The sequence below is a fragment of the Leyella stercorea DSM 18206 genome, from assembly GCF_000235885.1.
Classification (GTDB): domain Bacteria; phylum Bacteroidota; class Bacteroidia; order Bacteroidales; family Bacteroidaceae; genus Prevotella; species Prevotella stercorea.
This window is the reverse complement of record NZ_JH379366.1, coordinates 43,673-57,549: the sequence shown is the minus strand read 5'-3', so window position 1 is coordinate 57,549 and position 13,877 is coordinate 43,673. Positions and strand designations below refer to the sequence as shown.

The 13,877-nt window shown below is 50.0% G+C and carries 9 protein-coding genes; 5 read left to right on the top strand and 4 right to left on the bottom strand.

Annotated elements, in window-relative coordinates; translation table 11 throughout:
- The first annotated feature begins 329 nt into the window (after positions 1-329).
- Positions 330-818, top strand: coding sequence for a 3'-5' exonuclease (locus HMPREF0673_RS01625; protein ID WP_007897238.1), 489 nt, complete (start codon positions 330-332; stop codon positions 816-818).
- A 117-nt stretch (positions 819-935) separates the two neighbouring features.
- Here the strand turns inward: HMPREF0673_RS01625 and HMPREF0673_RS01620 are convergent, their stop codons facing one another.
- Together HMPREF0673_RS01620 and HMPREF0673_RS01615 are read right to left on the bottom strand one after the other, a co-directional pair.
- Complete coding sequence (locus HMPREF0673_RS01620) at positions 936-2,567, bottom strand: Na+/H+ antiporter NhaC family protein (RefSeq protein WP_007897235.1); 1,632 nt, start codon at positions 2,565-2,567, stop codon at positions 936-938.
- 176 nt (positions 2,568-2,743) lie between these two features.
- Positions 2,744-5,290, bottom strand: a complete 2,547-nt coding sequence (locus HMPREF0673_RS01615) for a beta-N-acetylglucosaminidase domain-containing protein (RefSeq protein ID WP_007897233.1) — start codon at positions 5,288-5,290, stop codon at positions 2,744-2,746.
- 186 nt (positions 5,291-5,476) lie between these two features.
- Here HMPREF0673_RS01615 and dnaG point away from each other — a divergent pair, with 186 nt between their 5' ends.
- Together dnaG and cls are read left to right on the top strand one after the other, a co-directional pair.
- Positions 5,477-7,468 (top strand): DNA primase, encoded by a 1,992-nt coding sequence (dnaG, locus tag HMPREF0673_RS01610; protein WP_007897231.1) that lies wholly within the window; start codon positions 5,477-5,479, stop codon positions 7,466-7,468.
- Positions 7,469-7,551: 83 nt separating this feature from the next.
- Positions 7,552-8,982: a cardiolipin synthase gene (gene cls / locus HMPREF0673_RS01605; protein WP_007897228.1), complete on the top strand. Its 1,431-nt coding sequence runs from the start codon at positions 7,552-7,554 to the stop codon at positions 8,980-8,982.
- Between the two features lie 142 nt (positions 8,983-9,124).
- Here the strand turns inward: cls and HMPREF0673_RS01600 are convergent, their stop codons facing one another.
- Entirely contained in the window at positions 9,125-9,907 is a 783-nt protein-coding gene (locus tag HMPREF0673_RS01600; RefSeq protein WP_007897220.1) for a Cof-type HAD-IIB family hydrolase, read from the bottom strand.
- 230 nt (positions 9,908-10,137) lie between these two features.
- Between HMPREF0673_RS01600 and HMPREF0673_RS01595 the strand changes: the two genes are divergently transcribed.
- A complete protein-coding gene (locus tag HMPREF0673_RS01595) occupies positions 10,138-11,958 on the top strand; it encodes an ATP-dependent DNA helicase (RefSeq protein WP_007897218.1) in 1,821 nt (606 codons plus the stop codon).
- Between the two features lie 659 nt (positions 11,959-12,617).
- The gene (locus HMPREF0673_RS01590) at positions 12,618-12,950 is read left to right on the top strand and encodes a hypothetical protein (protein ID WP_157591606.1); all 333 of its coding nucleotides are present in this window, start codon (positions 12,618-12,620) and stop codon (positions 12,948-12,950) included.
- Positions 12,951-13,252: 302 nt separating this feature from the next.
- Here HMPREF0673_RS01590 and HMPREF0673_RS01585 read toward each other — a convergent pair whose 3' ends face one another.
- Complete coding sequence (locus HMPREF0673_RS01585) at positions 13,253-13,849, bottom strand: restriction endonuclease subunit S (protein WP_007897213.1); 597 nt, start codon at positions 13,847-13,849, stop codon at positions 13,253-13,255.
- Positions 13,850-13,877 lie beyond the last annotated feature (28 nt).

The window sequence follows — 13,877 nt, the reverse complement described above, 5'->3', positions numbered from 1 at the left end:
TTACACTCTTTTCGTAACTTCGTATAGCAAAGATACAACTTTTTTGTCTCAAATCAGTGGCAATAGCTATAAATTTTGTTGCAAATCATGGGCAATATGACCTCGGTTTTGTTGCAAATCAGTGGCAAGTGAGGCTTTTCTGTTATGTTTTTTAGCGGATGAGTTTATGGAAATCACATTTATTTGCACGAGTATTTGATGTAAACTTACATTTATTTGCACGAGTATCTGTGATAAAGATATTAAAAGAAGTAGTTGTGCCACAAAAAAACTGTATCTTTGTGTTTCGTTACTAACGTAGAACAAATAATTGATACGACCTTGCAACAATGAAAGACTTTGCAGCTATAGATTTTGAAACCGCCAACAATGAGCGTTCTTCGGTATGCTCTGTTGGCGTGGTTATTGTTAGAGGAGGTGAGGTGGTAGATCGTTTCTACTCGCTCATCAAGCCAGAGCCAGAGTATTACAACTACTGGTGCAGTCAGGTGCATGGTCTTTGCGCTTCTGATACAGACAGTGCGCCGGTCTTCCCCGAAGTATGGAAGCAGATTGAGCCGAAGATAGTGGGGCTTCCGCTCGTGGCGCATAACAAGGCGTTCGACGAGAGCTGTCTGAAAGCCGTCTTCCGCGTCTATCAAATGGACTATCCCGACTACGACTTCTACTGCACTTGCATCGCCTCGCGCAAGGTCTGGCCTAAAGGTCGTCATACGCTTGACTTTATAGCAGCCCGCTGCGGTTATGACTTGACACAACATCATCATGCCCTCGCAGATGCGGAGGCCTGTGCTGCCATTGCGCTGAAAATATTATAAAGGCTGACAGATAGGCTGGCAGATAACTTATGTTTTTAGCTATCTGTCAGCCTATCTGTCAGCCTTTATTTTGTTTATACACAGCTTGTTACGCCGATGCTGATAGATATGGTAGATTTATTGCTTGTAACCAATTTTTCTCAGCACCCATAATGCTGAGAAAAGCATCGCTATGCCTAAGATCCAGGAAATGGCAGCACTGGCTACGATGCCGAGCTGCTGTGTGAAGCCGGCTACGACAAAGGTAAGGAACGACACAGCGGCTACTGTCAGGGCGTATGGCAACTGCGACGACACGTGGTGAACGTGCTTGCACTCGGCACCAGCCGATGCCATAATGGTGGTGTCGGAGATTGGAGATATATGGTCACCGCAGACTGCACCTGCCATGCACGCCGAGATGGAGATGATGCGCAGCGGAGCGGTAGCAGGGAATACGGCGATGCAGATAGGGATGAGTATACCGAATGTTCCCCAAGAGGTGCCGGTGGCAAAGGCGAGCAACGCTGCAACGATGAATATTATTGCCGGCAGCAGCATCTGCAGACCAGAAGCCGTGCTTGACACAACGTCCGACACGTATTCGGCAGCGCCAAGTGAGTCGGTCATGCTTTTCAGTGTCCATGCAAGGGTGAGAATCAGTATGGCAGGAACCATCGCTTCAAAGCCTTTGATAAGACAACTCATGGCATTGTCGAACTTCAACGTGCGGCGTGCCACGAACATTGCTATTGTAAGAATCAACGCTGCAAGCGAACCGATAACCAGTCCGACAGAAGCGTTGCTTGCAGCAAACGCGTCTACGAAGTTGTGGTAGCAAGTGCTTGTTGCGTCGAAATATCCTCCGGAGTAAACCATGCCAGCCATGCAGAACACGATGAGCATCAGGATAGGCACTACAAGGTCGGCAACCGAACCCTTTGTCGTTACTGGTTTCTTGCAGTCTTGCTTGGCACCCACACCGTGCTCCACGATTTGCAGTTTGGTGTCAATCACCTCATCTACCTGACCGCCGGTGCGTTCGTACCATTCCTGCAGACGTGCGTCGTACTTGCTCATCGCCTTGAAGTCGAAACCCGACAACACAATCATAAATATGAAGATGATTGTGAAGAAAGCGTAGAAGTTGAACGGTATGGCTTGGCAGAACAATGCCAGACCATTCTCACCACCCGATACGAAACCCGACACGGCTGCCGCCCAGCTCGATATGGGTGATATGATGCAGACAGGGGCAGCAGTGGAGTCGATAAGGTAGGCGAGCTTCTCTTTTGTAATGCCATGGCGTACGGTTATCGGGCGCATCACCGAACCTACTGTGAGGCAGTTGAAGTAGTCGTCGATGAAGATGAGTAGACCGAGAATGATAGTCGAAATCTGCGCACCTATCTTTGTCTTGATGTGTTTTGAAGCCCAGCGACCGAAAGCAGCCGATCCGCCTGCCTTGTTCATAAGCGACACGATAGAACCCAGAACGACAAGGAACACGATGATGCCTACGTTCCACGGGTCGGACAGGCAGGAAATAAGACCGTACTGCTTGGCATCAGCTCCTGTGCCTACGGTGTCGTTGAGCAAATGGGTCAAGAAGCCTTCAAAACCTGTGCCCATCGACATACTATATAATATAGCACCGAGCACAATACCTATGAATAACGATGAATATACCTCCTTGGTCTTCAGTGCCAGCGCAATGGCGACGACGGGAGGAAGAAGAGACCAGATAGTCCCGATGAAATTAAAATCCATAATATTATTATCCCTTAATCTTTTTCGTTGTGCAAAGGTAAGGCTTTATTTGGATTGTTGCAAAAAGTTGCAACAAAAAAACGGATGGCGAGCCGTTTGTAGCTTGCCATCCGTTTTGTCGGTTATGTTAGCGTCGCTTGTTGGCGATGCGTTGTCTTACAGTAATGACATCGCTTTTACTTCGCGATTACCTCGAATACCTCTACATTACCCTCAATCTCAGCCTTCGCAGCCTTGTTGTTAAGGTTGACGTTGAAGAACGAGTTGTTGATGTCGGTAGAAGCGAGGAGCTTACCCTTCTTGTCGTACTGGTTGAACTTAACGGCGCCGTTCTGCTCTACGTTGAGGAGCATGGTGTATGCCTTTGTGCCGGGAACGACAGTGAACGAAGTCTTTCCGCTGTTGCGGAATGATGTTACGGGGTTCTTGTCGAAGCCGAACATGGCAGCGTCGAGATTTGCTGATTCAACCTTGAAGTTGAGGCTCTCTGGAGTTGTGGGGTTCACCATGAACTCGCGCACAGCAATCCAACTCTTCTTCTCCGACTCAGCCTTGCGGATGCGAACGTAGCGTGCCTTTACCGGCTCGCCCTTCCAGTGGATGATGTAAGTCTTGAGCAGTTCGCCAGTGAGCTGTGTCCACGACTTGCCGTCGGCAGAAGCCTCGAGCACAACGTTGTCGAAGTAGTCGACATCGTCAACAGAGTTGCGACCCTGGAGTATCTTCACCTCACGAACGTCGCGCACTGTGCCCAGGTCGGCACCCACCCAGTCGCCAGTAGACTGGCTTTGACCGCAGTGGTAGTATGTAGTAGAGTCGTTGTCGAACATCAGCTTGCTCTGTGTAGTAGCGAGCGTCGGATATGTGCCCATGCCCTTATAGAAAGCAGGCACCTCGCCGGTTAGGTTCTTGAAGAACTCCTGCGCCATGTCGTCCATAGCGTTCTCGTAGAACGGCTGCAGCTTCATAGTGCCGAGCTTGTGCTTCTCGTAAGCGGCGCGTGCCTCCTTTGTCATGCGGTTAGCCACGAAAGCGTTCCAGAAGTTCTGTGCATTGCCGTTGCGGAATGTCTTCATCAGCTTCAGTGTGCTCTTGCCACGCTTGCCGAGCAGTTCAAACTGCTCAAGCCACGGCTTCAGTTCCTTCATCAGAAGCTGGTTTTTGCAGTCGCGCTCCATTGTGCTCTTCGTCTTCTCCACGCGGTCGAACTCGCCATAGAGGTCGTTGTAAGCCTTCTGCGAGAAGTCGGCAAGGCGGAAGGTGTTTGTCTCCCACGACTCGGCACGGCGATATCCCGTCTCTGTGTCGCAAGAGTGGATGGCGAAGGTGCGGTAAGCCTCGTGAGCCTCAGGTGTGAGGTCTACAAGACCGCACTCCCAGTTGTCGATAGCGTTGTAGTCGGCTACGTTCCAGTTGTAGTCAGCCACGCCGTAGAGCGCCAGCTTCGAAGCCTCGCCGTGCTCCATCGGGTTAGACAGCACGCCAGAAGTCATCTTATCTGTGATGTCAGTCTCCAAGCCGTATGTCGGGCCCTGCATGATGATGTGGCGGGCATAGTCGGTAACGGGGAAGTTCCACCAGTAGTAAGCCGGGCGCTTGATACGAGAGTCTACGAAGTCGAGAGTCTCCTTGGTGAGGTCAGAGCAAACCACAGCACCAGTCCAGAATACCTGTACCTCAGGGTCGAGCTCGTTGCCGTAGATGGCGAGCGGACCGTCAGGACCAGGTTTTGCCCAAAGCTGCGAGTAGTCGGTAGGGCAGACAACGAGCGGAGCAACGTCGCCCTTAGCCTTCACGAATTCCTTGGTGAGTCGGTTTACGAGAGCCACCTGCTTGCTTGGGTTAGTGCCCTCACCGTCGATATCGTCGAAGTGGATGGCGAATGAGCGCACACCGAGGTCATACATGAGGTTGAACTTGTTTACGAGGTTGTTATAGTCCTCCTCGTTCCACTTGATATCCTGACCCGGGTGGATAGCCCATACGAAGTCGACGCGGTTGCGGCGGCAAGCCTCTACGAGCTCATGAATGTTCTTAGCCTGCTCGGGAGGGTAGGGCAGACGCCAGTTCGGGCAGCTGTGATAAGGATCGTCCTTCGGACCGTACACATACTCGTTGAGTTTGTTGCGTCCGTAGTAGTCGATGAGCGAGAGACGCACCTGATGCGACCATGGTTCGCCGTAGAAGCCCTCTACAACGCCACGCAATGGCAGGTCGGGATAGTCGTTGCAGGTGAGTGCCGGTACCTTGCCCTGCGCAGCTGGACTCTCTACAATCTGGCGCAGAGTCTGAAGAGCGTAGAACGCGCCACGCTCGTCGTAGCCCACGATGTTGATACCCTTCTTGTCGACAGTGAGGAGGTATGCTCCCGACACCATCTTCTTCAGACCTGCCTTCTTAGCCTGCTTCTCGCCGAAGACGATTGTGAGCGGGGTGCCCTTAGCATTCTGTTTGAGGAAATCGATGTCGTTTGTAAACTTACCCGCTTTGTCGATGAGCTTCACACCGGCGCTGAGGTCGGTCCAAGTCTGCATGTCCATGTTGAGGTTGTGCGGTGTTGGGTTTACGACGATGCCGTGGTGGTCGAGCTGCTTACCCGGCACCATGTTCACATCCTGCTTTTCACCACGCTGCGAGTTGAGGTCGAAGCTCTCGGTCTGCGCAAAAGCGCTACCGCAAGCAGCTGTGAAGAGTGCTGTGAGAAGGAGATTGTTTTTAATCATTGTTATGTTTGTTTTTAGTAAAATCGATTAGGTGTATGTTGCTGTTCATACATCAGTACAAAGTTACTTATTTTGTGTTGATTGGTAAAATAGGCAGGGCTCTTTTAATTAATTTTAGTAAGTGCGGAGCTAAAACGTGTGGGTGAGCACTGCGGAATGGAAAAAAATGTGTAACTTCGCATTTGTATGATAGACCACGCAACGATAGAAAGGATAAAAGACGCTGCCAACATTGTGGAGGTGGTGTCAGAGTTTGTTACACTTCGCAAGAGTGGAAGCAACTATAAGGGTTTGTGCCCGTTCCACGACGAGAAGACCCCGTCGTTCTACGTGTCGCCTGCACGCGGCACCTGCCATTGCTTCGGATGCGGCAAGGGCGGCAACCCCGTCGGCTTCATCATGGAGCATGAGCAGATGACCTATCCCGAGGCGTTGCGATGGCTCGCACGAAAGTATCACATCGAGATAAAGGAGCGCGAACTCTCTGACAACGAGAAGCGAGAGCAGAGCGAGCGCGAGAGTATGTTCATCGTGAACGAGTGGGCTGCCTCCTACTTCCAGCACCTTATGCACGACACCGCCGACGGCGTAGCCATCGGTATGCAGTACTTCCGCAGCCGTGGATTTCGTGATGACATCGTCAGCAAGTTCCAGTTGGGTTACGACGATACTGACCGCCGTGCCTTAGCGCAGGAAGCACTGCGCAAGGGTTACAAAGAAGACTTTCTGCTGAAGACCGGCATCTGCTACAAGAACGACCGTGGCGAACTAATCGACCGCTATGCCGGACGCGTCATCTTCCCTTGGATAGGCATCAGCGGAAAGGTGGTGGGCTTCGGCGGACGACTGCTCGACTCGCGCACAAAGGGTGTGAACCAGAAGTATGTCAACTCGCCCGACTCGGATATTTACCATAAAGACCGCGAGCTGTATGGCATCTATCAGGCTAAGAAGGCGATAGCCAAGGAAGACCGTGTGTACATGGTGGAGGGCTACACCGATGTTATCTCCATGCACCAGTGTGGCATAGAGAACGTGGTGGCCAACTCCGGTACGGCACTTTCGGTGCACCAGATACACATACTGCACCGCTTCACGTCGAATATCACCCTACTTTACGACGGCGACGCGGCAGGCATACATGCTGCGCTGCGCGGTACCGACATGCTGCTATCGGAGGGCATGAACCTAAAGGTGTTGCTGCTGCCGGACGGCGACGACCCCGACTCGTTTGCACGCAAGCATTCGGCAGACGAATTCCGTAAGTACATCGAAGAGCATCAGACCGACTTCATTGAGTTCAAGACAGACCTGCTGCTGCGTGGCGAACGCGACCCGCTGAAGCGTTCGGAGGCAATCAACTCCGTGGTGCGCAGCATATCGTTCGTTACGAACCCTATCCTGCGCGACACCTATCTGCACGACTGTTCGGTGCGTATGGGCATCAACGAGGCTACGCTAATCAACACGCTTAACAACTTCATACGCAGCAACCGCGAGGCAACAGCTTCCTCATCGGACAATTCGCAAACGACGCAACCGACGACTCAAAACTCAAAACTCAATATTCAAAACTCTCCTTCCCCTTTGCAGCAGGCATCGAAGGTGGAGCAGATGCTCGTAGAGTTGATTGTGCGCAACGGCGATACCGTCATATATAATAATGTAGAGACGGAGGACGGCACGACGGTGAACCTTAACGTGGCGCAATACATAGCCTATAACCTTGGTGTCGACGGACTGAAGTTTGCCAATCCGCTCAACTCGCGCATCCTCGACGAGGCGGTGAACCATGCTGGCGATGAGCAGTTCTGTGCCGAGCAGTTCTTCCTGCACCATTCTGACATTGAAATATCGCGCATTGCCACCGACCTTTGCATGGACAAGTATCAGTTGCTCGACGAGCAGAAGGCGGCACGTGCCGACGAGGAGAAGAATGCTGACGAGCTGCGCGTCGAAGAGGAGAACCGCATCGAAGCACTGCGCCAACAGACCGAGCATCTGCTCAACGACTTCCGTATGGACTATCTGGAGCAGCGCCTGCGCGACCTGAAGCGCGATATTTCGCTTGCGGTGAACGACCCCGAACGACTGCAGCAACTGATGGAAGAGTATAAGACGGCGCACGAACTGCGCTCTCAGCTCGCCCGGTTGTTGGGAAATAATATTATAGCATGATAAGTTGAAATGGTGTAATGTTGATGTGTTGACAAATGAAGCATATCTCAACATGACAACATCTCAACATAACAACAAACGATATGTTCTACATCCATTGGGTATTCATATTAGCTTACGTCTTCATTATTGTCAGCATCATGCTGGCAGTATTGATGGACAACCGTCAGCCGGCAAAGACGATAGCCTGGGTGATGGTGCTGCTCTTTATGCCCATTGTTGGAATAATACTTTACGTATTCTTCGGTCGTAACACTCGTAAGATGACGTTTATATCGCAGCGATCGCTTGACCAGTTGTCGAAGCGGTCGATGCTGGAGTTTGTGGAGCAACGCCAATTGACGTTGCCCGACGACTATCGTTCGCTCATACAACTCTTCACCAACCAAAGTCTTGCCCTTCCGTTCAAGGACAACGAGGTGGAGTTCTACACCGACGGCTACGAGTTCTTCCCCGCATTGCTGAAGTCGATAGCTTCGGCACGCAAGCATATACATCTTGAGACATATATCTTCGCCGACGATGCACTCGGACGATTGGTGGCGGATGCCCTCATCAGCAAGTCGAAAGAGGGCGTAGAGGTGCGTCTCATCTACGACGATGTGGGCTGTTGGCGTGTGCCGCGCTCACTATTCGAGCGTATGCGCCGTGCTGGGGTTGATGTCAACGCCTTCATGCCTGTTAAGTTCCCTGCGTTTACGAGCAAGGTGAACTACCGCAACCACCGCAAGGTGTGCATCGTGGACGGCGTTGAGGCATTCGTGGGTGGTATGAACATCGCCCTGCGCTATGTGAAAGGACTGTATGGCGGACAACTGCCGTGGCGTGACACCCACGTCCGAATACGTGGTGGAGCGGTGTACGCCCTGCAGCGTACGTTTCTCGTCGACTGGTACTTCGTCGATCGTACCCTCGTCACCAACTCGAAGTACTATCCGCCTATGCCGTGGCGCATAGAGAACAGCTGCTTGATGCAGGTAGTGACGAGCAGCCCGATTGCCAAATGGCCGGACATCATGCAGGGTTATGTGCGCATACTGCTTGAGGCGAAGAACTATGTATACATGGAGTCGCCATATTTCCTGCCTACTGAGCAGGTGCTCTTCGCCATGCGCACGGCAGCACTTGCCGGCGTAGATGTGCGACTGATGATTCCGCGTCATAGCGACTCGCGCTTGCTGGAATTGTCGTCAATGTCGTTTGTTACGGAGGTGATAGAGGCTGGTGTAAAGATATTGCTATATGAAGGCGGCTTCAACCATAGCAAGCTGCTCGTTTCTGATGACACGCTCTGTACCTGCGGTTCTACAAATATCGACTTCCGTAGCTTCGAGAACAATTTTGAAGCCAACGTCTTTATCTACGACCGCACAACGGCACTGCGAATGAAGGAAATCTTTATAAGTGATGAGCAAGAATGTGTAGACTTCCTGAGTGTGAACGGCGAACGGAAACGCCCGTTCATGCACCGTCTGGCGGAGTCGTTAGTTAGAGTGTTCTCACCACTCTTATAAAAGTAAAAAGTAAAAGAGTAAAAGGGTAAAAAGGAAAAATTAAAGGTAAAAAAGTAAAAGAGTAAAAAGAATTGGATGTTGGCATTTTGCCCGTATTCCGCACCCTATCTTTTTACTCTTTTACTTTTTTACTCTTTTACTTTTAAATGATTTCAAAGTGTTTCAGCGCATTCGTTATGCCATCCTCATCTACGCTGCTCGTGATATAGTCGGCGTGCGCCTTCACCTCGTCGAGCGCATTGCCCATAGCTACACCAACGCCCGCTGCACGCAACATCGTAAGGTCGTTGCCGCCGTCGCCGAACGCCATCGTCTCGCTGATGTTGATGCCCATGTGCTCGGCAATGGCGCGGATGCCGTTCGCCTTGTCGGCTGTGGCAGACGTAAGGTCGCAGAACGCAGGATACCAGCGTGCAGACGTTGTGCCTGGCACGTGGGGTAGGATAGTGTGCTCCTGGTCCTCGGTGAGGAAAGGCGTAATCTGCAGTATGCCCTGCTTTATAACCTCCTCAACCGGCACGTCGAACTTGTTGTACGTCACCTTCAGCATGTCGTAGAATACATGGTTCACGCTGTCGTTGCGGTTGATAATCTGCAGATCCTTTGTGCCCACAACCACCGCCGGCACGCTGAGACGGTTGCAGAAGTCGACTATCGCCTCAGCTTCATGGGTTGGAATGAGGTCTTGGCGCACTACCTTGTCGCCATAAACGCATTGAGCGCCAGTGGCAAGAATGAAACCGTCCATGATGTCCTCCACCTCCGTGATGTTGTTGAGCAACTGGCGTGGACGACCCGTAGCGGTGAAGAGCTTCACGCCGCGCTTGTGTGCCTCGCGAAGTGCTTCAATTGTAGATTCCGGCACCTTGTGTGTATTAAAGCTGACGAGCGTTCCGTCTACGTCGAAAAACAGGGCTTTTATCATATCCTTTAATTTTAACTCTTTTACTTTTACCTTGCAAAGGTACTGAAAAAAGTAGAATGGTAAAAAAGTAAAACGCTAAAAAGTAGGAAGTATGGGCATCTTGCCCGTACCACGCAGCCACAAAACATATTTTAAATTGTAAAAGCGTAAAAAACAAAAAATAATTACTACTTTTGTAATTCATTGTTCACACAGAACACACATTAAACAACCATTAATCAGCATAGGAAATGACAGAGCAAACGCAACTCGCTTGGGACATAATAGAGACAACGAACACCAACCTCTTCCTCACAGGTAAGGCTGGCACGGGAAAGACCACCTTCCTGCGCCGACTGAAGGAGGAATCATCGAAGCGTATCGTGGTTGTTGCGCCTACGGGCATCGCTGCCATCAACGCCGAGGGTGTGACTATCCACTCGTTCTTCCAGTTGTCGTTTGCGCCGTTCATACCCAACTATAACCTCAAGGAACAGCAGTTCCGCTTCTCAAAGCAGAAGATTAACGTAATACGCTCTATCGACACGCTCGTCATCGACGAGATTTCCATGGTGCGTGCCGATTTGCTCGACGCTGTAGATAGCGTGTTGCGCCGTTTCCGCAAGAACAACCTACCGTTCGGCGGTGTTCAGATGGTTATGATTGGCGATTTGGGCCAGCTTGCTCCTGTAGCAAAAGACGATGAGTGGCAGATGCTCTCGCGCTATTACGCCACGCCTTACTTCTTCTCGTCGCTCGCCCTGCAACGCACACGCTACGCCATCGTCGAACTGACGAAGGTGTATCGCCAGAGCGACAAGCGTTTCCTCGATATATTAAATAAGGTACGAGAGAACCGTGCCGATGCCGCTGTGCTTTCTGCACTCAACTCGCGCTATATACCCGACTTCAAGCCGCGCAAGGATGACGGCTACATACGTCTTACGACGCACAACTGGCAGGCGCAGCGCATCAACGACCACGAGCTTGAACTGCTCCCCGGTAAGTCCTATACCTACACTGCCACCATCGAAGGCAAGTATCCAGAGATGCTCTTCCCGACCGACGAGACGCTCACGCTGAAGACCGGTGCGCAGGTGATGTTCGTTAAGAACGACTCGTCGGCAGACAAGGCTTACTACAACGGTATGATCGGTACCATTGCTGAGATAGATACCGAGGGCTTCACCGTTACGGCGAAGGACACTGGCGAGAATATCCGAGTGCAGCCCGAGCAGTGGGACAACACGCGCTACGTGCTCAACGAGAAGACCAACGAGATAAGCGAGGAGGTGGAAGGAACCTTCACGCAGTTTCCCGTGAAGACAGCATGGGCAATCACCGTTCACAAGAGTCAGGGCTTGACGTTCGACCACGCCATTATTGACGTGCAGCGTGCCTTCACACACGGACAGACATACGTGGCTCTCTCGCGTTGCCGCACACTCGAAGGCATGGTGCTCAGTGCGCCGCTGCCGCAGACGGCTATCATTCGTGATGAGGCTGTAGACGAATACGCCACGCACGCCATTGAGCACACGCCGAGCGAGGGACAGATAGAACAGTTGCAGCGCGACTACTATCTGTCGGTGGTGAGCGAACTGTTCGACTTCCGTCCGCTCATGGATGCCTTCAACCGTGTGCTCGACTTGCTCGACGGTCATTTCCGCCGTTCGTTTCCGAAACTCATCGCCGAATACAAGGCACGCACGGGTACTATAAAGACCGAGCTTATGGATGTAGCCGAGCGCTTCAAGTTGCAGTACAGCCAGATTGTTATTGCCTCTGCCGATTATCAGACCAACGCCTTGCTACAGGAACGTCTGAAGAAGGGCGCCGACTACTTCGCTCGAAAGATTACCGATGTGGAGGAGCTTGTGAAGAAGACGTCGGTGAAGACCGAGAACAAGGACGTGAAGAAACGTTACAACGATGTGTTCCCAGCGCTCAAAGAGGTGGTGATGCAGAAGCGCGCCCTCCTCAACTGTGTCAAGGCAGACGGCTTCACTCTGCATAGCTATCTGCGTCAGCGTGCCCTGGTACTTGCCGGAAAAACAATATCAGAAAAATAGACAAATGGTATGGTTCTTATACCTATGAACCATTATGGACTTGTATGGTTCGTCACTTTACCATAACTTTGCCCTTTGACAGGTAATGCCGTACAAACGGCATTTATAGTATAACCTAAAAAACGAATTACTATGAGTAGGGTTTTTCAAGTGAAGCCTAAACAAGTGTTTGAAAAGGTGGAGCTGAAAGCCATCTGCTTTACCCCAGAGAACATCGAAGCGGAAATCGCTTTGTTGTAATCAAAATTTACGTATAATAAATGTGCCGAACAACATTTTATTCAATATAAAAGATAAAAGCGGAAATTTTAGTTGTTTTGTCTTTTATAAAAGATAAATTTACTATTTTTGCGGAAAATATCTTTTATAGTGAATAAATATGGCAACAATTAGGAGACAAAGAATGACGATGATGGCATAACACACATTCATCTCCGCAAGTTCTTGCGAGAAGGTTTGTAGAGATTATTACTTACAAAGTCTGTAAGCATAATAAAAGATACCATCAATGCAAGTATTTTAATTGCCGTAAACGAAAAAATCCACCATATCTCCCAGCATGCGTGTAACGCGTTGTTGGGTAGTGAGTTAGAGGCTGGTAGATAGCTTCTGTTTTGCAGATATCTACCAGCCATCTATCAGCTTGGGTTCTATAGTTTATGATTGGATTAGTTCATGGTTCTAACTTATGGCAAACAACATATTCTTTCAGCCCTTCGTCGGCAAGCATTATGCCGACGGAGGTATGCGAGGCGCTCGACAAGTATCAGCCCGAGTATGTCGTCGTTTGGGGCAAGCGCCTTTGGGATAAGATGCCGGGCGAGCGATGGCAGGACGGCGAGCCGATAGTAGTGGACGGGTGCAGTACGGCGACGGGCGCTTATCTCCTGAACAACGGCAGACGTGTGAAGACGATGGCGGTGAACCATCCTTCCGTAGGCTATTCGTGGGATTATTGGTATCGTGTGCTGGAAAAATTCTTCTTGCATTAAACGGTGGAAAAAACAACGTAGGTTTCGGAAATGAGGCATAATAATAGCCTGATTTCTTTCGCAATAAGTCATCGTTCTGCGTCCGCCGTCCGATCAGATTCCGTCCGCCGTCCAATCAGATTCCGTCCGCCGCCCGATTGGGTTGCGTTCGGTGTCCGATCGGACGGCGTACGGTGCATGGTGAGAATTTGTGGTGTTAAGGCTAACTTTTGATAAGTTAGGCAGCATCTCAACAATAAAAATAAGTGAACTTAGAATTGCAATTCTTATCTTTGCAATTCTTGTATTGTCTTCGATTTACACTAACGTTTGGTGTAAAAGACAGATAAATGATAATTTACGGCTGCGCCTCGGCATAGCTCAAACTGCGTTTGGCTCTGCGCTCGGCTTGCACGTAAATTATCATTTATCCGCTTGTTAAGTTCTATTTTGCTGTCAATGTCCGAAAGTGTCTTTCCAATAGTTTTTTGGATAGGCATTTTCGGCAAATGAATATCGATGTTTAAGAAATTCTGTGGATATATTCTCTTGTGGCTTCCAGAAGTATTTGAATTCTGGCCACAAAGATAATTTGTGATTTCGTCAGAAATCAACAAATAATAGCAATATTGATAATCCACAACATCTTCATTTACAACAAGAGGCAGAAATTCTGTAGAAGCAATTTTGTTGGAATCGCTATTATTTATGCGCCAAACCCTTTTAAAGCGCACATTGAGTTTATTAAACAATATGCACTTGTTTGGTACGTCATATTTATTACTTTGTATCTCTGCGCCATCCAATACTTCTGCTGACTTGTTTTCATCAAAAGAAGGCAGACTGTAAAGATTGTATGTTGTTCCATTTTGTGGAACAACGGATTTCGATACAAAAGTAACTATATCTTTCAGTTTCATTTTCGCTCATTTTATATTCCGTCCAATT

Bases quoted from the DNA above. Each gene is read 5' to 3' on its own strand.
- HMPREF0673_RS01620 (WP_007897235.1), bottom strand. From the start codon at position 2,567: ATGGATTTTAATTTCATCGGGACTATCTGGTCTCTTCTTCCTCCCGTC.
- HMPREF0673_RS01600 (WP_007897220.1), bottom strand. From the start codon at position 9,907: ATGATAAAAGCCCTGTTTTTCGACGTAGACGGAACGCTCGTCAGCTTT.
- HMPREF0673_RS01595 (WP_007897218.1), top strand. From the start codon at position 10,138: ATGACAGAGCAAACGCAACTCGCTTGGGACATAATAGAGACAACGAAC.
- cls (WP_007897228.1), top strand. From the start codon at position 7,552: ATGTTCTACATCCATTGGGTATTCATATTAGCTTACGTCTTCATTATT.
- dnaG (WP_007897231.1), top strand. From the start codon at position 5,477: ATGATAGACCACGCAACGATAGAAAGGATAAAAGACGCTGCCAACATT.
- HMPREF0673_RS01585 (WP_007897213.1), bottom strand. From the start codon at position 13,849: ATGAAACTGAAAGATATAGTTACTTTTGTATCGAAATCCGTTGTTCCA.
- HMPREF0673_RS01590 (WP_157591606.1), top strand. From the start codon at position 12,618: ATGATTGGATTAGTTCATGGTTCTAACTTATGGCAAACAACATATTCT.
- HMPREF0673_RS01615 (WP_007897233.1), bottom strand. From the start codon at position 5,290: ATGATTAAAAACAATCTCCTTCTCACAGCACTCTTCACAGCTGCTTGC.
- HMPREF0673_RS01625 (WP_007897238.1), top strand. From the start codon at position 330: ATGAAAGACTTTGCAGCTATAGATTTTGAAACCGCCAACAATGAGCGT.